The 22,641-nt window shown below is 62.4% G+C and carries 21 protein-coding genes; 11 read left to right on the top strand and 10 right to left on the bottom strand.

Features of this window, described 5'->3' with window-relative positions; all coding sequences use genetic code 11:
- Positions 1-230: 230 nt before the first annotated feature.
- From SB772_RS16895 to SB772_RS16865, 7 genes are all read right to left on the bottom strand, one after another.
- Positions 231-872: a diacylglycerol kinase gene (locus tag SB772_RS16895; RefSeq protein ID WP_410834378.1), complete on the bottom strand. Its 642-nt coding sequence runs from the start codon at positions 870-872 to the stop codon at positions 231-233.
- Positions 873-892: 20 nt separating this feature from the next.
- Positions 893-1,924, bottom strand: a complete 1,032-nt coding sequence (locus SB772_RS16890; RefSeq protein ID WP_410834377.1) for a glycosyltransferase family 4 protein — start codon at positions 1,922-1,924, stop codon at positions 893-895.
- A gap of 29 nt (positions 1,925-1,953) precedes the next feature.
- Positions 1,954-2,895, bottom strand: a complete 942-nt coding sequence (locus SB772_RS16885; RefSeq protein ID WP_410834376.1) for a UDP-2,3-diacylglucosamine diphosphatase — start codon at positions 2,893-2,895, stop codon at positions 1,954-1,956.
- A gap of 146 nt (positions 2,896-3,041) precedes the next feature.
- Entirely contained in the window at positions 3,042-3,563 is a 522-nt protein-coding gene (locus SB772_RS16880; protein ID WP_410834375.1) for an RDD family protein, read from the bottom strand.
- A 28-nt stretch (positions 3,564-3,591) separates the two neighbouring features.
- The gene (locus tag SB772_RS16875; protein ID WP_410834374.1) at positions 3,592-4,344 is read right to left on the bottom strand and encodes a DUF3106 domain-containing protein; all 753 of its coding nucleotides are present in this window, start codon (positions 4,342-4,344) and stop codon (positions 3,592-3,594) included.
- 16 nt (positions 4,345-4,360) lie between these two features.
- Complete coding sequence (locus SB772_RS16870) at positions 4,361-4,789, bottom strand: DUF3619 family protein (protein WP_410834373.1); 429 nt, start codon at positions 4,787-4,789, stop codon at positions 4,361-4,363.
- Entirely contained in the window at positions 4,786-5,349 is a 564-nt protein-coding gene (locus SB772_RS16865; protein ID WP_341315800.1) for an RNA polymerase sigma factor, read from the bottom strand. The genes SB772_RS16870 and SB772_RS16865 overlap by 4 nt, the downstream gene beginning before the upstream one ends.
- A 352-nt stretch (positions 5,350-5,701) precedes the next feature.
- Between SB772_RS16865 and SB772_RS16860 the strand changes: the two genes are divergently transcribed.
- From SB772_RS16860 to SB772_RS16835, 6 genes are all read left to right on the top strand, one after another.
- Complete coding sequence (locus tag SB772_RS16860) at positions 5,702-7,465, top strand: acetolactate synthase 3 catalytic subunit (RefSeq protein WP_410834372.1); 1,764 nt, start codon at positions 5,702-5,704, stop codon at positions 7,463-7,465.
- 111 nt (positions 7,466-7,576) lie between these two features.
- Entirely contained in the window at positions 7,577-8,068 is a 492-nt protein-coding gene (ilvN, locus tag SB772_RS16855) for an acetolactate synthase small subunit (RefSeq protein WP_410834371.1), read from the top strand.
- 134 nt (positions 8,069-8,202) lie between these two features.
- Positions 8,203-9,219 (top strand): ketol-acid reductoisomerase, encoded by a 1,017-nt coding sequence (ilvC, locus tag SB772_RS16850; RefSeq protein WP_073429564.1) that lies wholly within the window; start codon positions 8,203-8,205, stop codon positions 9,217-9,219.
- 141 nt (positions 9,220-9,360) lie between these two features.
- The gene (locus SB772_RS16845; protein WP_410834370.1) at positions 9,361-9,999 is read left to right on the top strand and encodes a phosphatidylserine decarboxylase; all 639 of its coding nucleotides are present in this window, start codon (positions 9,361-9,363) and stop codon (positions 9,997-9,999) included.
- A gap of 23 nt (positions 10,000-10,022) precedes the next feature.
- Positions 10,023-10,892 (top strand): CDP-diacylglycerol--serine O-phosphatidyltransferase, encoded by an 870-nt coding sequence (gene pssA / locus SB772_RS16840; protein WP_410834369.1) that lies wholly within the window; start codon positions 10,023-10,025, stop codon positions 10,890-10,892.
- 377 nt (positions 10,893-11,269) lie between these two features.
- Complete coding sequence (locus tag SB772_RS16835; RefSeq protein WP_410834368.1) at positions 11,270-12,817, top strand: 2-isopropylmalate synthase; 1,548 nt, start codon at positions 11,270-11,272, stop codon at positions 12,815-12,817.
- Between the two features lie 120 nt (positions 12,818-12,937).
- Here the strand turns inward: SB772_RS16835 and SB772_RS16830 are convergent, their stop codons facing one another.
- The 3 genes from SB772_RS16830 to SB772_RS16820 form a co-directional block, all read right to left on the bottom strand.
- A complete protein-coding gene (locus tag SB772_RS16830) occupies positions 12,938-14,518 on the bottom strand; it encodes a SulP family inorganic anion transporter (protein WP_410834367.1) in 1,581 nt (526 codons plus the stop codon).
- Positions 14,519-14,601: 83 nt separating this feature from the next.
- Positions 14,602-15,237, bottom strand: a complete 636-nt coding sequence (locus tag SB772_RS16825; RefSeq protein ID WP_410834366.1) for a carbonic anhydrase — start codon at positions 15,235-15,237, stop codon at positions 14,602-14,604.
- A 227-nt stretch (positions 15,238-15,464) separates the two neighbouring features.
- Positions 15,465-16,016, bottom strand: a complete 552-nt coding sequence (locus SB772_RS16820) for a hypothetical protein (RefSeq protein ID WP_410834365.1) — start codon at positions 16,014-16,016, stop codon at positions 15,465-15,467.
- A gap of 202 nt (positions 16,017-16,218) precedes the next feature.
- Here SB772_RS16820 and SB772_RS16815 point away from each other — a divergent pair, with 202 nt between their 5' ends.
- The 5 genes from SB772_RS16815 to tpiA all read left to right on the top strand — a co-directional run bounded on the left by SB772_RS16815 (position 16,219) and on the right by tpiA (position 22,634).
- The gene (locus SB772_RS16815; protein ID WP_410834364.1) at positions 16,219-17,514 is read left to right on the top strand and encodes a branched-chain amino acid ABC transporter substrate-binding protein; all 1,296 of its coding nucleotides are present in this window, start codon (positions 16,219-16,221) and stop codon (positions 17,512-17,514) included.
- Positions 17,515-17,692: 178 nt separating this feature from the next.
- Positions 17,693-17,965, top strand: coding sequence for a 30S ribosomal protein S15 (gene rpsO / locus SB772_RS16810; protein ID WP_011487489.1), 273 nt, complete (start codon positions 17,693-17,695; stop codon positions 17,963-17,965).
- A 347-nt stretch (positions 17,966-18,312) separates the two neighbouring features.
- On the top strand, positions 18,313-20,460 hold the full coding sequence (gene pnp, locus SB772_RS16805; RefSeq protein ID WP_410834363.1) for a polyribonucleotide nucleotidyltransferase: 2,148 nt from the start codon (positions 18,313-18,315) through the stop codon (positions 20,458-20,460).
- Between the two features lie 234 nt (positions 20,461-20,694).
- Positions 20,695-21,711, top strand: a complete 1,017-nt coding sequence (locus SB772_RS16800; protein WP_410834362.1) for an NAD(P)H-quinone oxidoreductase — start codon at positions 20,695-20,697, stop codon at positions 21,709-21,711.
- Between the two features lie 143 nt (positions 21,712-21,854).
- On the top strand, positions 21,855-22,634 hold the full coding sequence (gene tpiA, locus SB772_RS16795) for a triose-phosphate isomerase (RefSeq protein ID WP_410834361.1): 780 nt from the start codon (positions 21,855-21,857) through the stop codon (positions 22,632-22,634).
- Positions 22,635-22,641: the final 7 nt, after the last annotated feature.

Raw genomic sequence — 22,641 nt, 5'->3', positions numbered from 1 at the left:
AGTGGCCCCAAACCTGTCGCTGCACGACAGGCCCCCGAGGCGGCAATCCCTCGATCCCCCAAGGGGACTTCCTTCGGGGCCGGGAACTTCCTGCGGAGCGGAAAACCCGGGGGGCGGCCCAGCGTTTTCTCGTGAGACTATCGAACGATTATAAACCGACCGTTCTTATCCCAAACGGATACTCAGGGTTTTCATACTTTGAGACGTTGGCGCGTCAGGTAGCGCGGACTTCATAGCCATGTTTTGACCCAATGCACCACGAGCGGCCCGACGATCAACACCCACGTCATCACACACATGCCGAGCGCGACCATCACCGCCGCGCTGCCGAGATCCTTGGCACGCCGCGACAGTTCGTGGCGTTCGAGCGAGATCCGGTCGATGGCCGCTTCGAGGCTCGAATTCAGCAGTTCGACGATCAGCACCAGCAGCACCGAGCCGAGCAACAACACGCGCGACACGGGATCGACCGGCACTAGCACACCGCACGGAAGCAGGATCGCGGCGAGCGTCAATTCCTGGCGGAACGCGCTTTCCTCGCGGATCGCCACGCGGAAGCCGGCCAGCGAATTCTTCATCGCGTGCCATGCGCGAGTGAGGCCGCGATTGCCCTTGTACGGATTGAAGGGCAGCGGCGTGAGCGGATCGTCGGGGCTGAGCGGCTCGTGGTGGGTTTCGCTCGCGGGGCTCGTGTGGTTCACGCCGTTCGCGTGAGGTACATGACCCACGTGGTTCGGTTCGCCGTGTTCGCGCACATCGTCGAACGGTTCGATGCTGGCCGCGTCGGCATCGGCGTCGATCCCGGCGCGGGTCTTCACGGCGCGCAACGCGCCAGTCGCCGTGCGGGCCACGGTAGAGGTTCTGGTTCGCATAAGCGGCTCGGCGCGCCGCGTCATGCGGCGGCGCTTTCCTCGCTGTACGAGGCGCGCGGCAACGGCTTCAGATGCGCGGCGAACTGCTCGGACGCCGCGGCCCACGAAAAGCGCTCGGCCCACGCCCGCGCATGGCTGCGCTCGATCTTCAACGCTTCGAGGCAGGCTTCGCGCAAGTCCTCATGCATGGCGCCGGCGCCGCCGTCGCCCAGCACGTCGATCGGACCGGTCACCGGATAGGCCGCGACCGGCGTGCCGCAGGCCAGCGCTTCGAGGAGCACCAGACCGAACGTATCGGTGCGGCTCGGGAACACGAACACGTCAGCGGCCGCATAGACCTTGGCCAGTTCGGCTTGCGTCAGCACGCCGAGATAATTCGCCTGCGGATAGCGCGACTTCAGTTCGGCAAGCGCCGGGCCTTCGCCCGCGACCCACTTCGAGCCGGGCAGATCGAGCTTGAGAAACGCTTCCACGTTTTTCTCGACCGCCACACGCCCCACGTACAGGAAGATCGGCCGCGCGGTGTTGAGCACCTTCGAGTCCATCTGGTGAAAGATGTCGAGATCGACGCCGCGTGTCCACAGTACGACATTGGTGAAGCCGAATTTTTCGAGGTCGTTCTTGACCACCGGCGTCGGCGCCATCACCGCCAGCGACGGCTTGTGGAACCAGTGCAGAAACTTGTAAGTCGCCGCAAGCGGAATGCCGAAGCGCGCCTGCACGTATTCGGGAAAGCGCGTGTGATAGGCGGTCGTGAACGGCAGCTTGTGCTGGATCGCATAGGCGCGCGCGGCCATGCCGAGCGGGCCTTCGGTGGCGATGTGCAGCGCCTCGGGTGCGAACGCGTCGATACGCTCGCGCAGCTTGCGGCGCGGCAGCAGCGACAGGCGAATCTCAGGATAGGTCGGGCACGGAATCGTCTTGAATTCGAGCGGTGTCAGCAGATCGACATGGTGGCCGAGCGCGGTCAGCTCGCGCGTGGTGTTTTTCAGCGTGCGCACGACGCCATTGACCTGCGGTTCCCATGCATCGGTGACGATCATGATCTTCATCGGTTTGGCCCAATGGAAGTTAAGAGGGACTACGCGGTCGCCCGGGCCTTTTGCGCACGGACTTCCGGGGCACGCATCACGGTCCAGTAGATCACCTTGAGTTCGCCTTCATACGTCTCGACTAGCGCCGACAGGCTTTCGACCCAGTCGCCGTCGTTGCAATACAGCACGCCGTCGATTTCGCGGATCTCGGCTTTGTGGATGTGGCCGCAGACCACGCCGTCGCAGCCGCGGCGGCGCGCTTCATCGGTCATCACGCGCTCGAACGACGAAATGAAATTCACCGCGTTCTTCACCTGATGCTTCAGGTATTGCGACAGCGACCAGTACGGAAAGCCGAGCCGGCTACGGATCCGGTTGAACCAGCGGTTCAGGATCAGGATCATCGTGTAAAGCGTGTCGCCGAGATAGGCGAGCCACTTGGCGTGCTGGATCACGCCGTCGAACAGATCGCCGTGGACGATCCACAGGCGCTTGCCGGCGAGCGTCGTGTGGAACGCCTCGCCGCGCACGTGGATGTCGCCGAATGCGAGGTCGCAGAACTGACGCGCGGCTTCGTCGTGATTGCCGGGCACGTAGACGACCTGGGTGCCTTTGCGCGCTTTGCGCAGAATCTTCTGCACCACGTCGTTGTGCGCCTGCGGCCAGTACCAGCCTTTCTTCAACTGCCAGCCGTCGATGATGTCGCCAACGAGATACAGATATTCCGACTCGTTGTGCCGCAGGAAGTCGAGCAGATAGGGTGCCTGGCAGCCGCTCGATCCCAGGTGGATGTCGGACAGCCAGATGGTGCGGTAGCGATGCGGTTCGGCGTGGTCGTCGTCGTGATGGGCGGCGTGCGCGTCGAGCGGCAACGACGGCACGGGCAACGGCCGTCCGTGACTAGGGTTGGGGTCCGGGTGGAACGCGACGGGGTCGACGCTCGTGCCGGTCTGGCGGAACAGGGAAGTCGCGGACGTTTGGGGGTCCATGGCTCACGCGTCGAGTTGCGGTGCCCGTATTGCGCCAGTCGCGCGTGACCGTGCCGTGACAGTCACAAGAAGTTCTTATTACTGTGTGAATTACTGTGTGGGAATTAGGAGGGGCGGCAGCGTGAATTGCCGGAAAATCCGATGGGTCAGCGCGCGACGTCGATCACGCGTGTACCGGCGAGCCGATCGTGCAGGAATTGGCGCTGCCGGTCGAACCGGCCGGTAGCGGCCCACAGCACGAACCAGATCGCGGCGATCGCGAGTGTCTGCGGCACGGCGAGACCCAGTAGCGGATGCAACGCGAGCGGCGGCAAAAACCACAGCCAGGCCAGCGCATAGCGGACGATCGCGCGGCCGGTGGAGAGCGGCGCCCCGTCAGCGGCGACGACGCGCAGGCGCCAGGTTTTCATCGGCAGGGTCTGCCCGCTGTGGGTCCAGAACCAGACGAAGTACAGCCCGACCACCAGCCCGATCCATGCCGCGAGAAGGTTGTGATGGGTCAGGCCGTTGCGCTGCTGCGTCAACGTGCTGAACAGATAACCGGCGATAAACACGACGCCGAACAGGATCACGGCTTCGTAAAGCAGCGCGGCGAGGCGCCGGCGCACGCTGGGGACGGTGCCGGAGGCGCCGGCGGGTAGCACGAAGGTCGTGAGCGGCTGGGGCACGGTGGTTGTGGACGCGGCCGGGCTCGAATCAGGAGCCGTTGAAGATCGACGGCGCCTCGGAGGGCGAAACCGGTATCGGCGTGGCGGGCACGAAGCTTCCCGGGGCGGGAACGGCGGGCATGTCCGGGCTCGGCAACGACGCGCCAGCCGCGGCGCTCGCCGCTGCGGTGCTGCTCGCGCCACGCTCGCGCGCATTGACCAGACGGTCGAGCCCCTTGATTTCGCTCCTGCCCGACGGCGGCGCGCTGACTACACTGGGCCGCCGTTTGCGCTCGCTGGCAGCAAGCCGCTCCTTCTGTTCTTCGGACAGTTGCTGGTAGGCCTTCCACGCGTTCTGGCGTGTCTCGCGCGGCAATTCCTTCGAAACCTGGTAGTTTTCGCGTGCGACGCGCCGCTGATCGGGCGTCATGCGCACCCATTCAGCCATCCGGTCGTGCAGGCGTTTTTGCGCATCGGGTGATAACTTCGAGTAACGCGACGCGATCTTGAGCCATTTGCGCTTACGTTCGTCGCTGAAGGAGTCCCATTGGCTGGCGAACGGCGCCAGCGCCACGCGCTCGGCAGTAGTGAGACGCGCCCATGCCATCGGGCTGTTGCTGCCGGGCAGGCTGGGCAAATCGACGGAGAGGGTCGGGGCAGGCGCTTTGGCGGTCGCGCCGCCGGCGGCAGGCGCGGCGGCGGTCGATTGGCTCGGATAAAAGCGCGGATACGTTGCGGCGAACGACACCAGGGCCGCAATCGCACATCCGAAAACAACGGCCAAGCCGCGCTTGTAACTCACCCGAGGAATCTCCCGCTCAGTGCGCGCGCGATAGGTACGCGTTGAAGCCGTGGTCGAGATACGCATTGAGCGGCAGATCGTCGCTCAGCATGGCGGCATCGATATCGGCAAGTTCGGCGGTGCGCTGCTGGTCTTCCCAGTAGGCGATGCCCACGAGGCTCACAACCAGCGCCACGAGCGGCCAGGCGAGCGCAAAGCGGCGCAGCGGCGAACGGCGGCGCTGCGGGGCTTCGAGTTGCGGCATACCGGCCGGCATGCCGGCGCCGGCGAATGCGGGCACGAACACCGGTGCGCTCACCGTTTCGGGCTTCTTGCGGGCAAGCGCCGCGCGGCGCGCCGCTGCAAGTCGATCGACTGCGGCGGGCGGAATGCTGGCGGCGTTTTCGTCGAGCGCCCGGCGTACCTGCCGGGCGAACTCGAGTTCTTTAGTTTCGAGGGAGCTCATAGCGTGATTCCTTTAGCCTTGAGCGCTTGCGCCAGCGTGTGGGTGGCCCGCGAGCAGTGCGTTTTCACACTGCCTTCGGAGCAGCCCATCGCGGCGGCAGTCTCGGCGACATCCATATCTTCCCAATAACGCATGAGAAACGCCTCCCGTTGACGTGCCGGTAATTTTTGGATCTCGTCGTCGATTAACTGTAAGACCTGCTCGCGTTCGAGCTTCTGCTCGTTGCTCTCGGAGCCCGCCGAGCCTTGCTGGGCCTCGAAGGTTTCGAGGGGGTCGAATTCGTCGTCATCGGGGTTGCCGAGCGACGAAAACAGACTGACCCAAGTATTGCGCACTTTCTGCCGACGAAAATAGTCATGCATCGCATTCTGGAGAATACGCTGAAACAATAGCGGCAGTTCGGCGGCCGGACGGTCGCCATATTTTTCGGCGAGCTTGATCATCGCGTCCTGCACGATATCCAGCGAGGCGTCGTCGTCCCGCACGGCGTAGACCGTCTGCTTGAATGCGCGCCTTTCGACGCCCGCCAGAAAATCGGCGAGTTCCTTGTCTGATGCCATCCGTTTGGGGGTCGGCGCAGCGAGCGTGCGCGTAATCGATCGAAAAATGTCGTAAAACTCGCGGATGCTAACAAACTTTTGCGCCGCTGGGGCGAAACGCGGCCTACCTTGCATCTCTATAACAAACTTTCGCTCAATAAGGAGACAGAGGGGCAGGGTGCCAAGGCAATATTTACTTGACCGTCCGGCGTTCTGCAGATATCGTCGCTGGTTCGCAACATAAGTGACTTGTCTCAATTGAGGTGTGGCCCAAGAAGCTCGCCTGTCAACTGGACGCGCCGCTTGAACCCGAGCCACAAGCCCGGCAGAGAGCACCCGATCAATTTTTTGCCGAAAATTCGAAAGGTGAATAATGAATATGCCCAGCGCGGAATTCTCCACGTCGGATACGACTTCCCCTCCTGAAGCTGACTCTATCGGCGCCACCGTGCTCATGAAGGCACTGGCCGACGAAGACGTCGAGTTTGTGTGGGGCTATCCCGGCGGCTCGGTACTTTACATTTACGACGAGCTGTACAAGCAGGACAAATTCCAGCACATCCTCGTGCGCCACGAGCAGGCCGCGGTCCACGCTGCCGACGCCTATGCGCGTTCCACCGGCAAGGTCGGTGTATGCCTCGTGACCTCCGGCCCCGGCGTCACCAATGCGGTGACCGGCATTGCCACCGCCTACATGGATTCGATCCCGATGGTGGTGATCAGCGGGCAGGTGCCGACCGCCGCGATCGGCCAGGATGCGTTTCAGGAGTGCGACACGGTCGGCATCACGCGTCCTTGCGTGAAGCACAACTTCCTCGTGAAGGACGTGCGCGATCTCGCTGCCACCGTAAAGAAAGCGTTCTACATCGCCCGTACCGGCCGGCCCGGCCCGGTGCTGATCGACATTCCGAAAGACGTGTCGAAGGCGCCTTGCCAGTACGAACCGCTCAAGACGGTTTCGTTGCGCTCGTACAACCCGGTCACGAAGGGTCACTCCGGCCAGATCCGCAAGGCGGTTGCCTTGCTGCTGTCGGCGAGGCGCCCATACATCTACACCGGCGGCGGCATTATCCTCGCGGATGCATCGCGTGAGCTGAACCAGTTCGCCGATCTGCTCGGCTACCCGGTCACCAATACGTTGATGGGGCTGGGCGGCTACCGCGCGAGCGACAGGAAATTCCTCGGCATGCTCGGCATGCACGGTACGTACGAAGCCAACATGGCGATGCAGCACTGCGACGTGCTGATCGCCATCGGCGCGCGTTTCGACGACCGTGTGATCGGCGACCCGGCGCACTTCGCGTCGCGTCCGCGCAAGATCATCCATATCGACATCGATCCTTCTTCCATCTCCAAGCGCGTCAAGGTCGACATTCCGATCGTCGGCGACGTGAAGGAAGTGCTCAAGGAGCTGATCGAGCAGTTGCAAACGGCCGACCATGGCCCGGACACCGCGGCGCTTGCCGACTGGTGGAAGGACATCGAGGCCTGGCGCGCGAAAGACTGCCTGAAGTTCGACCGCAAGAGCGACATCATCAAGCCGCAATACGTGGTGGAAAAGGCGTGGGAACTGACCGACGGCAATGCCTTCGTGTGTTCCGACGTCGGCCAGCACCAGATGTGGGCCGCGCAGTTCTATCGCTTCAACAAGCCGCGCCGCTGGATCAATTCCGGTGGTCTCGGCACCATGGGCTTCGGCCTGCCGGCGGCGATGGGCGTGAAGATGGCGCACCCGGACGACGACGTGCTCTGCATCACGGGCGAAGGCTCGATCCAGATGTGCATTCAGGAACTGTCGACCTGCAAGCAGTACGAGACGCCGGTCAAGATCATTTCGCTGAACAACCGCTATCTGGGCATGGTGCGCCAGTGGCAGCAGATCGAATACAGCAAGCGCTATTCGCATTCGTACATGGATGCGCTGCCGGATTTCGTGAAGCTCGCTGAAGCGTACGGCCATGTCGGCATGCGTATCGAACGCACGGCGGACGTCGAGCCGGCGCTGAAAGAAGCGCTGCGCCTGAAAGATCGCACGGTGTTTCTCGACTTCCAGACCGATCCGACCGAAAACGTCTGGCCGATGGTTCAGGCCGGCAAGGGCATCACCGAGATGCTCATGGGTTCGGAAGATCTATAACGACGGCATCTGCGTTGGCTTCGTCATGCGCGCCTCCACAAAGGGCGAAAGCGGACGAAGCGGCGCGAAGCCGCTCGCATACATCGACAAAACATCTGGAAGAAGCGAAACATGAGACACATCATTTCCGTCCTGCTGGAAAACGAACCGGGCGCGTTGTCACGCGTGGTCGGTCTCTTCTCCGCACGCGGCTACAACATTGAAACCTTGACGGTGGCTCCGACCGAAGACCGATCGCTGTCGCGCATGACCATCGTCTCCATTGGCTCGGACGACGTGATCGAACAGATCACGAAGCATCTGAACCGCCTGATCGAGGTGGTGAAAGTGGTCGACCTTACCGAGGGCGCCCACATCGAGCGCGAGCTGATGTTGATCAAGGTGAGGGCGGTCGGCAAGGAACGTGAGGAGATGAAGCGGATGGCGGATATTTTCCGCGGCCGCATCATCGACGTCACCGAAAAGACCTATACGATCGAACTGACGGGCGCGAGCGATAAGCTCGATGCCTTTATCGAAGGGCTCGACGCCACCGCGATTCTCGAAACGGTCCGTACAGGCAGCTCGGGGATCGGCCGCGGCGAGCGCATTCTGAAGGTTTGACGCGCGAGCCGGTTTGCGGTTATCAACCGTCTCGATCGAGGCCGGGCAATGCCGTCGAGAAGCCCGGCCAGGCAACACAACATTCGCAGTATTTGAATTTCACTGATTTCACTGAATTTAGCCAAGGAACCGACATGAAAGTTTTCTACGACAAGGACGCCGACCTCTCCCTCATCAAGGGCAAGCAAGTCACCATCATCGGCTATGGCTCGCAAGGCCATGCGCATGCACTGAACCTGAGCGAAAGCGGCGTGAAGGTGACGGTCGGTCTGCGCAAGGGCGGCGCATCGTGGAGCAAGGCTGAGAACGCCGGTCTGCAAGTCAAGGAAGTGGCAGAAGCCGTCAAGGGCGCGGACGTCGTCATGATGCTGCTGCCGGACGAGCAGATCGCCGAAGTCTATGCAAAGGAAGTGCACGCCAACATCAAGCAAGGCGCTGCGCTCGCATTCGCGCACGGTTTCAACGTGCACTACGGTCAAGTGATCCCGCGTGCGGATCTTGACGTCATCATGATTGCGCCGAAGGCGCCGGGCCACACGGTTCGCGGCACGTACTCGCAAGGTGGCGGCGTGCCCCACCTGATCGCCGTTGCGCAAGACAAGTCGGGCGCGGCACGTGACATCGCTCTGTCGTACGCGGCAGCGAACGGCGGCGGCCGTGCCGGCATCATCGAAACCAACTTCCGCGAAGAAACCGAAACCGACCTGTTCGGCGAACAAGCCGTGCTGTGCGGCGGTACCGTCGACCTGATCAAGGCCGGCTTCGAAACGCTGGTGGAAGCAGGCTACGCGCCGGAAATGGCGTACTTCGAGTGCCTGCACGAACTGAAGCTGATCGTCGACCTGATCTACGAAGGCGGCATCGCGAACATGAACTACTCGATCTCGAACAACGCCGAATACGGCGAGTACGTAACGGGTCCGCGTATCGTCACGGCTGAAACGAAGAAGGCGATGAAGGCTGTGCTGACCGACATTCAGACCGGCGAGTACGCAAAGAGCTTCATCCTCGAAAACAAGGCTGGCGCACCGACGCTGCAATCGCGCCGCCGTCTGACGGCCGAGCACCAGATCGAACAGGTCGGTTCGAAGCTGCGCGCGATGATGCCGTGGATCGCGAAAAACAAGCTGGTCGATCAGTCGAAGAACTAAGCCAGAGTCGCTTTTGTCCGGCGCCGCGCACTGCCGCCGCAGTCGCGTATCAGTCGGGCAATTCAAAAAGCCGTCCAAGGGTGCTGAACCCTGGGCGGCTTTTGCTATCCTACGGTTTTACAAAAAATACAGAAGCCATCCATGAATTACCCTCATCCGATCATCGCGCGAGAAGGCTGGCCGTTCATCGCCATCGCGGCCGTCGTAGCATTGCTGGTCCATGCCTTCGCGGGGTTCGGCTTTGCATGGCTGTTCTGGCTGATCCTGATCTTCGTCGTGCAGTTCTTCCGCGATCCGGCACGGCCGATTCCTACTCAGGCGAATGCCGTGCTGTGCCCGGCCGACGGCCGCATCGTCGCGGTCGAAACAGCGCATGATCCGTATGCCAACCGTGAAGCGCTGAAAATCAGCGTGTTCATGAACGTCTTCAACGTCCATTCGCAACGCTCGCCGGTGGATGGTGCGATCTCGAAGGTCGAATACTTCCCGGGCGCCTATCTGAATGCCGCGGTGGACAAAGCTTCGCTCGAAAACGAGCGCAATGCGCTGGTGATCGAAATGGCCGGCGGTCAGACCGTGACGTCGGTACAGATCGCCGGGCTGATCGCGCGGCGAATTCTTTGCTACGTTCGAGCGGGTGAGCCGCTCACGCGTGGTCAACGTTATGGATTCATCCGTTTTGGCTCGCGCGTCGACGTGTATCTGCCGGTCGGCAGCCGTCCGCGTGTGTCGATCGGCGAGAAGGTTTCCGCGTCGTCCACGATCCTCGCTGAACTATAAAGCGGCACTAAGGAGGTTTTCCGATGGCCGCATTCAAACCGCGTCGACCCCGCAACAATGGGCCGCTACCGCGTCCGTTCCGCCGCAACAAGCCGATCGTGGCGGAGTCGCCGGCAGTCGATAGCCGGCGTGCGCAGCGTCAGCAGTTCCTGAGAAAGCGCGGCATTTATCTGCTGCCGAACGCCTTCACCACCGCTGCACTCTTCTGCGGCTTCTTCGCCGTGGTGCAGGCGATGAACGTGCGCTTCGAGATCGCGGCGATCGCGATCTTCGTGGCGATGGTGCTCGACGGGATGGACGGCCGCGTCGCCCGAATGACGCATACCCAGAGCGCATTCGGCGAACAGTTCGACAGCCTGTCGGACATGGTGTCGTTCGGCGTGGCGCCGGCGCTGGTGATGTACGAGTGGATCCTGAAGGATCTCGGCCGCTGGGGCTGGCTCGCGGCGTTCGTTTACTGTTCGGGGGCGGCGCTGCGTCTTGCGCGCTTCAATACGAACATCGGCGTGGTCGATAAGCGCTTCTTCCAGGGCATGCCGAGTCCGGCCGCGGCGGCGCTGATCGCCGGTTTTGTGTGGCTCGCCACCGATAACCGCGTGCCGCTCAAGCTGGTGTGGCTGCCTTGGGTGGCTTTTGCGCTGACCATCTACGCCGGTGTGACGATGGTGTCGAACGCGCCGTTCTACAGCGGCAAGGCGCTCGACGTGCGGCACCGCGTGCCGTTCGGCGTGATTCTGCTGGTGGTGGTCGCCTTCGTGCTGGTGTCGTCCGATCCGCCGCTGATGCTGTTCGGTCTGTTCGTGCTGTACGGTCTGTCGGGCTATGTGTTCTGGGCCTATCAGGCGGTGCGGGGCAGGGCGAATCCGGCTCGTTCGGTGCAACGCGACAGGTAAGCCAGGCAAGTAAGCGCGGCAGCACATTCGCATGTCGGCAAGATGAAAAAACGGCAGCCTTCGGGCTGCCGTTTCTCGTTGTTCAGGCCGTGTTCCAGGTCGCGCAGGGGCAGGTGTGACGCCAATTGCACGATCGAAGGAATGCCGCTATAGTCGTCGGATGACTGCGCTCCCGCTTCCCGAAACGTTTCAATACGAGCCTCACCAGGCCGGCGCGCCGCTAGGCGTGCTAGCGCTAGCGCGCCTACCGCGCTGATCGCTTACGTTTCCTGCCCTCCGTCTGCCTCGTCTGTGGTTGAGCGTCGCCAGCGGTGGCGCAAACCCCCGAATTCCAATATCCGATCCCCACAATTGACCGACTCCTCAGGAGACCCGACATGGCCGACAAACTGATCATATTCGACACGACCTTGCGTGACGGCGAACAATCGCCCGGTGCGTCGATGACGAAAGAAGAAAAAATCCGCATCGCGAAGCAACTGGAACGGATGAAGGTGGATGTGATCGAAGCGGGTTTCGCGGCCAGTTCGAACGGCGACTTCGATTCGATCCACACGATCGCGGGGCTGATCAAGGACAGCACGATCTGCTCGCTCGCCCGCGCCAACGACAAAGACATCCAGCGCGCCGCCGACGCGCTCAAGCCCGCCGATCGTTTCCGCATCCACACGTTCATCGCAACGTCGCCGCTGCACATGGAAAAGAAGCTGCGGATGACGCCGGACCAAGTATTCGAGCAGGCGAAGCTGGCGGTGCGTTTCGCACGCAAGTTCACCGACGACGTCGAGTTTTCGCCGGAAGACGGCAGCCGCTCGGATATGGATTTCCTGTGCCGCGTGCTCGAAGCGGTGATCGCCGAAGGCGCGACCACCATCAATATCGCGGACACGGTCGGTTACGGCGTGCCGGAACTGTACGGCCAGCTCGTGAAGACGCTGCGCGAGCGCATTCCGAACTCGCATAAGGCGGTGTTCTCCGTGCATTGCCATAACGACCTCGGCATGGCGGTTGCAAACTCGCTGGCCGGCGTGCAGATCGGCGGCGCGCGCCAGGTCGAGTGCACGATCAACGGTTTGGGCGAGCGCGCGGGCAATACGTCGCTTGAAGAAATCGTGATGGCGGTGAAGACCCGCAAGGATTACTTCGGCCTCGATATCGGTCTCGATACGACGCAGATCGTGCCGGCTTCGAAGCTGGTGTCGCAAATCACCGGTTTCGTCGTGCAGCCGAACAAGGCGGTGGTCGGTGCGAATGCGTTTGCGCATGCATCGGGCATCCATCAGGATGGCGTGCTGAAGGCGCGCGACACCTACGAAATCATGCGTGCCGAAGACGTGGGCTGGAGCGCGAACAAGATCGTGCTCGGCAAGTTGTCGGGCCGCAATGCATTCAAGCAGCGTCTGCAGGAACTCGGTATCGCGCTCGATAGCGAAGGCGAACTGAACACCGCGTTCGCGCGCTTTAAGGAACTCGCCGATCGCAAGTCGGAAATCTTCGACGAAGACATCATCGCGATCGTGACCGAGGAATCGGCCGAGGCGCAGGAAAGGGAGCACTACAAGTTCCTGTCGCTGTCGCAGCATTCGGAAACCGGCGAGCAGCCGCACGCGAAAGTCGTGTTCTCGGTCGAAGGCAAGGAAGTGACCGGCGAAGCGCGTGGCAACGGTCCGGTCGACGCCACGCTCAATGCGATCGAAACGGAAGTCGGCAGCGGTTCGGAATTGCTGCTGTATTCGGTGAACGCGATTACCACGGGCACGCAGGCACAGGGCGAAGTGACTGTGCGGCTGTCGAAGAGCGGGCGCATCGTCAACGGCGTGGGCACCGATCCGGATATCGTCGCGGCTTCCGCGAAGGCGTATATCTCGGCGCTCAACAAGCTGTATTCGAACGTGGATAAGGTGAATCCGCAGCGTTCGGAATAACGAGGAAACAGGGCGCCGACTGCGTTCCTGATTCGACGATGTAACTGGAAGCCCTGTGCCGTGAAAAGCGCAGGGCTTCGTTGTTTGCAGCGCGTGTTTTATGTGTCGCGTGCGTCACGGCTACTCCGCAGCAGTCCGCCGCATCGACCAGCCGCGCGCCGCGCGCGCCTGCGCTTGCACCTGATGCCGTACTTCAACGGCAATCCCGCGCCGTGGCGCTTCGGCGACAAACGCGTCGAGCAGTTCACGCACATCGTGATCGACGAAATCGGCACGCGTGGCGTCGACGATCAACGTCGCGCCATCGGGAATCTGTTGCAGATAGTGCTTCAGCGGCACCTTGCCGAGAAACGACACATCTTTGCGAAACGACAGCAGATAGTGATCGCCGTGCTGCGCGAGCACGATCGGGCTGCGCAGGTTCGCATACAGCGCGATCAACACGCTGCACAGAACGCCGAGCACGATGCCGATCAGCAGATCGGTGGCCAGCACGCCGGCCACCGTGACGATGAACGGCGCAAACGGCGCGAAGCCCTGCCTGGCGACAGTGACGAACAACGACGGCTTGGCCAGCTTGAAGCCCGTGAAGATCAGGATCGCGGCGAGGCAGGCAAGCGGAATCAGGTTGATGATGCTGGTGAGCGCGACCCCGCTGACGAGCAGCAAAACACCGTGGATGATCGCCGACAGCCGGCTCTGCGCGCCCGCATGCACATTGGCCGAACTGCGCACGATGACCGAGGTGATCGGCAGGCCGCCGATCGCGCCGGCGATCAGATTGCCGATGCCTTGCGCCTTCAACTCGCGATCCGGCGGCGCGGCTTGCCGTTGCGGATCGATCTGCTCGACCGCTTCGAGACTGAGCAGCGTTTCGAGACTCGCGACGATCGCCAGTGTGATGGCCACGCGCCAGACGTCAGGGTTCACGAGCTGCGCGAAGTGCGGCCCGAAGTCGACCCATTCCAGCGCGACGCTCAACGCGGCGAACGATTCGAGCGGCGGCAGCGCGACGCGATGTTCGGCGGGCGGCGCGAGCGACGGCGCTAGTAGGCCGAGCAGCAGGGTCGCGCCGATGCCAAGCAAAACCACCGCGAGCGGCGCGGGTACGAGGCGCACCAGCGTGAAGCGGCGCAGCGCGCGGGTTTCCCAGCCGGCCAGAATGGCAAGTGACAGCAGCGTGATCGCGCAGGCGGCGAGCGAGATCGAGCCGAACGGCGTGGCGACCGTGCCGGCCGCCTGGGCGGCAGCTAGCGAGGCTTGCGACGCGTGCGGGCCGAACAGTCCGAGAGCAAGCGGGAATTGCTTGACGATCAACAGCACGCCGATTGCCGCCAGCATGCCCTTGATCACTGGCGACGGCACATAGGCGGCGAACCGGCCGGCCTTGAGCATGCCGAAACCGAACTGGATGACGCCCGACAGCAATACGGCCAGCAGAAACGCGGCAAAGCTGCCGAGCTGCGCGATCCCGTCGACGACGATCACGACGAGGCCCGCGGCCGGGCCGCTCACGCTCAGTCGCGAACCGCTCAGCACGGCAACCACCAGTCCGCCGACGATGCCGGACACCAGCCCGGCAAACGGCTCGACGCCCGACGCGTTGGCGATGCCCAGACACAGCGGCAGCGCCACTAGAAAAACGACCGTGCCCGCAAACAGATCACGCTGGAACGTGGAGAAGAAAGCTCGAGGATTCATGGTGGCAGTGCAGTGAGTTGAGGCGCCTTGCCTTACATACGGCGAAGGCGAAATGGGGGCTGGTTCAGTCCGGGTGCGCTGTGCTATGCGGCGCTACGGGAACTCGCTGTGGAGGTCATCGCGCCATCGGCTTCGTAGCCGGACGTGAGCACCTTGATGCGCCCATCGTCGAGCGCGAAGATCCAGCCGTGCACGAGCGGCGCCGGCGCGCCTTCCTGCACGATCGGGCTCGCTCGTAACTGGCGCACCTGTTCAAGCACATTCAGTTCAGCAAGGCGATCGACGCGGGCACGCTCGGCAGTGTGCCCTTCAAGTTCCTCGCGATGGGTTTGCGCCAACTTGCATAAAGGTGCGATCCGGCGATTCACATGCGGCAGCCGTGGTTCCGGCGGCAGCAGCGCCGCTCGCACGCCGCCGCAGCCATAGTGGCCGCAGACGATCACATGACCGACCTTCAAAACCCGCACGGCGTATTCGAGAACGCTTGCGGAGTTGTCGTCGTCCGGATCAAAGAGGTTGGCGATATTGCGGTGAACGAACAGATCGCCCGGCTCGCAATGCGTGATGGTCTCGGCGGGCACGCGGCTGTCCGAGCAGCCGATCCATAGCACGTGCGGATTTTGACCTCGTACCAGATCGCGAAAAAAATCGGGGTTGCGCGCGGCGGTTTCTTGTGCCCAGGCGACGTTGGCGACCAGCAGGCGTTTGGGACGGTTCATCGATAGCGGCTCCGGAAGTGGGGCAGATTCGGCGGGGAATTCGCACCTGCGTCGTGTCGACGTAGTAAGCGAGCGTCAGTACCGAATTTATTCTTACGGATACCTTTCTACCAAAAAAATAAATCCGTTGGTGCGAAATAAAATCCACAAATATGCGCAATAAATGAATAAAAAAGCCGCCCGGGAAGGCGGCTTGGTTGACTCACGCGTATTGAATCCGGGAGCGTTTAGAACAGGTTGCGGCGATCCGGATCGTGCAACGGGTCGGGCGTTTTCTGCGTGAGCCGCAGAACGCCCTGGTCGTCGAAATAGAAGCTGTACATCATGTACCAGACGTTGTCTTCCAGATAGCGGTACGTCCAGACCTCGCGCTTCATCAACGGGAAGTACGAGGTTTCGACCGGGCGGCCGAAATTCACCAGCACGTCGCTGCGGGTCCATTTGCCGATTTCGGCCCGATAGAACTCATTGGGTTGGAGCACCTGACGCACGTTGACGATCTTGCCCGACGCGTCGATGTCCGCGGCAGTGGTGGTTTCGCCCATCGGCTGGGTTGGCCACATCAGCCGCTTGCCGCCGTTAGGCAGATCGTAGCTTTCGCGTGGCGCGCCGAGCCGCGCGACGATAGTCGACTCGTCCGCGCCTTGCTGGTATTGCTGCCACGGCTGTACGCAGCCGGCTAGCGTCAACGCGCTCAGACAGACGAACGCCGCACGGCGCAGGCGCCCAGCGGCCGGTGCCTCGATCGTGGCCGCCGTGGATAGGTGGCGGTTGAACATGAATCCCTCCGATGGCATTTCAATAGCGGTTTTTATCATCGAGCCGCATTATTTTGACACGCGCTGCGGCAAAAGGCTGCGGCAAAAGATTTGCGCTTCGTGCAAGGTTGAGCCGGAATCTGGGTAACGGATCCGCTGGCTTGCTTATTCCGTCCTGAACGTCCTATGATCCGCGCTTCGAACGATTCAGGCGGGCCAGGCGATGGTGGCAAAGTGGCAGCGGGCGGCGGCAGCGGCTCTGGCGGCAGTCTCGATGATGGCGGCTCACGCCGCGGGAGAGCCGGCGGCTGATCTGGCAAACAAGCCCGTGGGGAAGCCGATCCAGTTGGCGCTGATCGAAGGCATGTCCGGCCCGTTTGCGAATGCGGGCGCGGCGGTCGAGCGCAATGTGCGCTTCGGCGTCGAACAGGTGAATGCGCATGGCGGTGTCAAGCTCTCCGACGGCGCGCATCCGCTCGAGCTGGTTGTGCTGGACAGCAAGGGCAGCACCGAAGAGGCGCTGGTGCAACTGCGCGCGGCGGCCGACCGGCATATCGGCTACATCATGCAAGGAAATAGCTCGGCGGTGGCCGCCGCGCTGATCGGCGCGATCGACAAGCAGAATAGCCGCGAACCGGACAACCGGGAGGTGTTCCTCAACTATTCCGCCGACGATCCCGCGCTGACCAATGCCAATTGCAGCTTCTGGCACTTCCGCTTCGACGCGCACGCGGGCATGCGCATGGACGCGCTGGCCGACGTGATCCAGCGCGACAAATCCGTGAAGAAGGTCTATCTGCTGAATCAGGACTACAGCTTCGGCCACGACGTCAGCAACCTCGCGCGCTCGGCGCTAGCTACGAAACGCCCGGATATCGCTGTCGTCGGAGACGAATTTCATCCGATTGGCCGGGTGAAGGATTTTGCGCCGTACATCGCGAAGATCCGTGCGAGCGGCGCGGATGCTGTCATCACGGGCAACTGGGGCAACGATCTGACGCTGCTCGTCAAGGCGGCGCGCGAGCAGGGCCTGGACGCCAGGTTCTACACGTTCTATGGCAATAGTCTCGGTGCGCCAGCCGCGTTGGGCGATGCCGGCGTCAAGCGCGTGATCGCGGTAGCGGACTGGCACCCGAACGCGGGCGGTGCGGCTTCCGACGCCTGGTACGCGGCGTTTCGCGCCCGATTCCCGGCCGCGCAGGACGATTACCCGGTGCTGCGCATGCCGCTGATGATCGAAACCCTGGCCGCGGCGATGGGCCGCGCCGGCAGCGCTGACCCGACGGTCGTCGCGAAGGCGTTGGAAGGGATCAAGTTCGACAACGGCTTCCATGCGTCGTGGATGCGCGCCGACGACCACCAACTGATCCAGCCCCTTTACGTGATGGAGATGGATAGGGCGGGCACGCCGGGCGTGCACTTCGATAACGAAGGCTCCGGCTACGGCTTTCGCACGGTGCTGGCGGTGCCGCCTGAACGTACCGTGCCGCTGAGCGTCTGCCGGATGAAACGGCCGTAAAGCGTCAGTCAGGCATCCGTGATCCGGCCCGGCACAGCAGGGTTCGCGGCCGGTTTGGGCTGTGCTACAATACGCCTCCCGTTGTGAAGCATGGCTGTAGTTATTTGTATTGCACACGGGTAACCCACGGCACGGCCTTTCTTCCGTGACCGCCTGTCTAGTTCTCAAGGAAATCGACATGTCCGCAGTTGAAACAAGCAAGAAGTCCGAAGTCGTTGCGCAATTTGCACGCGCAGCTAACGATACCGGCTCCCCCGAAGTTCAGGTCGCGCTGCTCACGACCCGCATCAACGAACTGACCGTTCACTTCAAGGCCCACACGAAGGACCACCACAGCCGCCGCGGTCTGCTGCGCATGGTGAGCCGCCGTCGTAAGCTGCTCGACTACCTGAAGGGTAAGGACGCGGATCGTTACCGCGCACTGATCGAGAAGCTGGGTCTGCGTAAGTAATCGGCCAGTCGTTCAGCAAGATGCCTGTGTCAGTTCCACTGATGCAGGCATTTTGTTTTTGCGCGGTGCGCTTCATGTGGCGCGCGCCGTCTGTCGTCCGCGGTAGCGTGCATGATCCATGCGGCGGCTGACAGGAAAAAGCAGGAAAAAGCAGGAAAAAGCAGTAAAAAGCAGTAAAAAGAGAGAAACACGGCCGGGCTTCAGGGGCGGAGCTTTGTGTCATTCCAGCGGTTCGCGCGTAGAGCGTGGTTCTCTGGAATGGCATAACACTACTCTTCCCATGTGGCGCCGGTCCTGGCGTTGTCGCGCCGCTTCTGGTCCGCGCGGCATAACGATGAGGAAAAGCAATGACTATGTTCAATAAGATCGTCAAAGAATTTCAGTGGGGACAACATAAGGTTCGCCTCGAAACGGGCGAAATCGCTCGTCAGGCGAACGGTGCGGTGATCGTCGACGTCGAAGACACCGTTGTGCTGGCGACTGTGGTCGGCGCCAAGACGGCCAAGCCGGGTCAGGACTTCTTCCCGCTGACCGTCGATTACCTCGAAAAGACCTACGCCGCCGGCAAGATCCCGGGCGGCTTTTTCCGCCGCGAAGGCCGTCCGTCGGAAGGCGAAACGCTGATTTCGCGCCTGATCGACCGTCCGCTGCGCCCGCTGTTCCCGGAAGGCTTCTACAACGAAGTCCAGGTCGTGATCCACGTCCTGTCGCTGAACCCCGAAATCCCCGCCGACATCCCCGCGCTGATCGGCGCGTCGGCGGCGCTCGCCGTGTCCGGCCTGCCGTTCAACGGCCCGGTCGGCGCAGCACGCGTGGCCTACATCAACAACGAATACATGTTGAACCCGACGCGTCCGCAAATGAAGGAATCGGCGCTCGACCTGATCGTCGCCGGTACGGAACGTGCGGTGCTGATGGTGGAATCGGAAGCGCAGCAGCTGACCGAAGAAGTGATGCTGGGCGCCGTGGTGTTCGGCCACGAGCAGATGCAGATCGCGATCGACGCGATTCATGATCTGGTCCGCGAAGGCGGCAAGCCGGAATGGGATTGGCAGCCGGCGGCGAAGAACGAGCCGCTGATCGCGCGTGTGACGGAACTGGCGCAAGCCGATCTGCTCGCCGCTTACCAGATCCGCGACAAGCAGGCGCGTTCGGCCAGGCTGAAGGAAGTCTACGCAGCAACGTCGGCGAAGCTGGAAGAAGAAGCGGCGGCAGCGGGCACGGTTGCGGCAGACAAAGCAAGCGTCGGCAATGTGCTGTTCGACATCGAAGCGAAGATCGTCCGTACGCAGATCCTGAATGGCGAACCGCGTATCGACGGCCGCGACACGCGCACCGTCCGTCCGATCGAAATCCGCACCGGCGTGCTGCCGCGTACGCACGGTTCGGCCTTGTTCACGCGTGGCGAAACGCAGGCGCTGGTTGTCGCGACGCTGGGCACCAAGGGTGACGAGCAGAACATCGACGCGCTCGAAGGCGAGTACCGCGAACGCTTCATGCTCCACTACAACATGCCTCCGTTCGCAACCGGCGAAACGGGCCGCGTCGGTTCGCCGAAGCGCCGTGAAATCGGTCACGGCCGTCTGGCCAAGCGCGCGCTGGCTGCGTGCCTGCCGAGCGCCGACGAATTCGGCTACTCGATTCGCGTCGTGTCGGAAATCACCGAATCGAACGGTTCGTCGTCGATGGCGTCGGTGTGCGGCGGCTGCCTCGCATTGATGGACGCCGGCGTGCCGATGAAGGCGCACGTCGCCGGCATCGCGATGGGCCTGATCCTCGAAGGCAACAAGTTTGCCGTGCTGACCGACATCCTCGGCGACGAAGATCACCTCGGCGACATGGACTTCAAGGTGGCGGGTACCGAGCAAGGCGTGACCGCGCTGCAGATGGACATCAAGATCCAGGGCATCACGAAGGAAATCATGCAGGTCGCCCTCGCGCAAGCGAAGGAAGGCCGTATGCACATCCTCGGCAAGATGACCTCGGCTGTGTCGGGCGCGAACACGCAACTGTCGGAGTTCGCACCGCGCATGATCACCATCAAGATCAATCCGGAAAAGATCCGCGACGTGATCGGCAAGGGTGGTTCGGTGATCCGCGCGCTGACCGAAGAAACCGGTACGACGATCGATATTTCGGACGACGGCGTCGTCACCATCGCCAGCACCAGCAGCGAAGGGATGGCCGAAGCGAAGAAGCGTATCGAGAACATCACGCTGGAAGTCGAAGTGGGTCAGGTGTACGAAGGCACCGTGCTCAAGCTGCTCGATTTCGGCGCGATCGTGAATATCCTGCCGGGCAAGGATGGTCTGCTGCACATCTCCGAAATCGCCAACGAGCGTATCAAGGACATCAACGACTACCTGAAGGACGGCCAGCAGGTGAAGGTCAAGGTCATCCAGACGGACGAAAAGGGCCGCGTGCGTTTGTCGGCCAAGGCGTTGCTGAACGAAGGTGCAAACGGCGCGCCACAAGGCGAACCGACGCCGCAGTAATGCGGTAGCAAGGCGACGGCCGGCAGCGCGAATGCGCGCCGGCCGTTTTTCTTGCGGGATGCAGGGTGGATTGCGTTACAAACGGGTACTCTGTTTGCTTATGGCGGTTCGCGGCGATTTGAAGCGATTCGCGTTCCCCAATCCCCCAATCCCCCAAGGGGACTTCCTTCGGGGCGGGGGACTTCCTTCGGGGCGCCAGTGTGCAACGCAATCCAAACCTTGGAGTTGACGCAGATGAAAGCGATCGAAATCACTGAATTCGGTGCGCCGGAAGTCCTGAAACTGGCGGAGCGGCCCATGCCGCAGCCGAAGGCAGGCGAGGTGCTGATCAAGGTGGCGGCTTCCGGCATCAACCGTCCGGACGTGTTCCAGCGCAAGGGCGGCTATGCGCCGCCGCCGGGCGCGTCGGATCTGCCGGGGCTGGAGGTGGCGGGCGAGATCGTCGGCGGCGCGATCGACGAGAAACACAATCCGTTCGGTCTGAAAATCGGCGATCGCGTGTGCGCGTTGCTGGCGGGTGGTGGTTACGCCGAATATGCGGCCGCGCCGCTGTTGCAATGTTTGCCGGTGCCTGCCGGCTTGTCGGATGTCGAGGCCGCGTCGCTGCCGGAAACGTTCTTCACGGTGTGGAGCAATGTGTTCGACCGTGCGCAGCTCGGCGCGGGCGAAGGCGGCCCGAACGAAACGCTGCTGGTGCAGGGCGGCTCGAGTGGCATCGGCGTGACGGCGATCCAGATTGCGCATGCGCTCGGCTTTCGCGTGTTCGCCACGGCGGGTTTGGAGGACAAGTGCCGCGCGTGCGAAGCACTCGGCGCCGAGCGTGCGATCAACTATAAGACTGAGGATTTCGTCGAAGTCATCAAATCGCTGACCAACGATCGCGGCGTCGACGTGGTCCTCGATATGGTGGCGGGCAGCTATGTGCCGCGCGAATTGACGGCCTTGGCGGATGGCGGCCGAATCGTGCTGATTGCGTTGCTGGGCGGCGCGAAAGCGGAACTGAACCTCAACGAAGTGCTGCGCCGCCGATTGACGGTGACCGGCTCGACGTTGCGTCCGCGGCCGATTGAGTTCAAGGCGAAGATTGCCGCGCAGCTGAAAGAGCGCGTGTGGCCGCATCTCGAGGATGGCAGCATCAAGCCGGTCGTGCATCGTGTGTTTCCGGCCGCACAGGCTGCCGAAGCGCATGCGCTGATGGAAAGCAGCGCGCACGTCGGCAAGATCGTACTAGCTTGGGGTCAGGACGCTTGACACGGTCGGTTTGACCCGATCCACCCCAAGCAGTAAAATTGCGCGTTTTGCGCACGCCGCATGAATCTGAAGGCGGGCTGTCGGCGCAATCAAGGCACCAACATGGCGCCACGCGAAGTCCGCCGCCACGACAAGACGAGACGATGTCGAAACAACGAGTCAAACTGGTAGTCGGTAACTGGAAGATGCACGGGCGCCTCGCCGACAACGCAACGCTGTTGCAGGCGGTGGCGCAGGGCGTCGGCGAATTGCCGGCCGATGTGCGCGTCGGCGTCTGTGTGCCGTGTCCGTATCTCGCGCAGACGCAATCGTTGCTGGAAGGCAGCCGGGTCGTGTGGGGCGTGCAGGACGTATCCGCATTTACGCACGGTGCCTATACCGGCGAAGTGGCCGCACAGATGGCTGTGGATTTCGGTGCGTCGCTGGCGATCGTCGGGCATTCGGAGCGCCGCGCCTACCATCGCGAAAGCGCGGAACTGGTGGCGGTGAAGACGCAGCGGGCGCTGGAAGCGGGTTTGACGCCGATCGTCTGCGTCGGAGAAACGCTTGAAGAGCGCGAGGCCGGTTCGACCGAGCAGATAGTCGGCGCGCAACTAAATGAAGTGCTGGCGAAATTGTCGGCGCAAGACGCGGCTCGTATCGTTGTCGCGTATGAGCCGGTCTGGGCAATCGGCACCGGTAAGAGCGCGACGTCGGAACAGGCGCAGGCAGTCCACGCGTTTCTGCGTTCGCGTCTTGCGGCAAAGGGTGCGGCTGTTGCGGAGGTGCCGCTGTTGTATGGCGGCAGCGTGAAGCCGGAGAACGCGGAAGAATTGTTCCGTCAACCGGATATCGACGGTGGCCTGATCGGCGGCGCGTCGTTGAAAGACCAGGATTTCCTGGCGATCTGCAAAGCGGCAGGCGTGGCAAGCGTCGCCATTTAAGCAGGGC

The organism is Paraburkholderia sp. SIMBA_030 (assembly GCF_046535245.1).
In the GTDB taxonomy this organism is placed as follows: Bacteria; Pseudomonadota; Gammaproteobacteria; order Burkholderiales; family Burkholderiaceae; genus Paraburkholderia.
The sequence above is the reverse complement of the archived record's forward strand: the minus strand, read 5'-3'. Positions and strand labels throughout refer to the sequence as shown.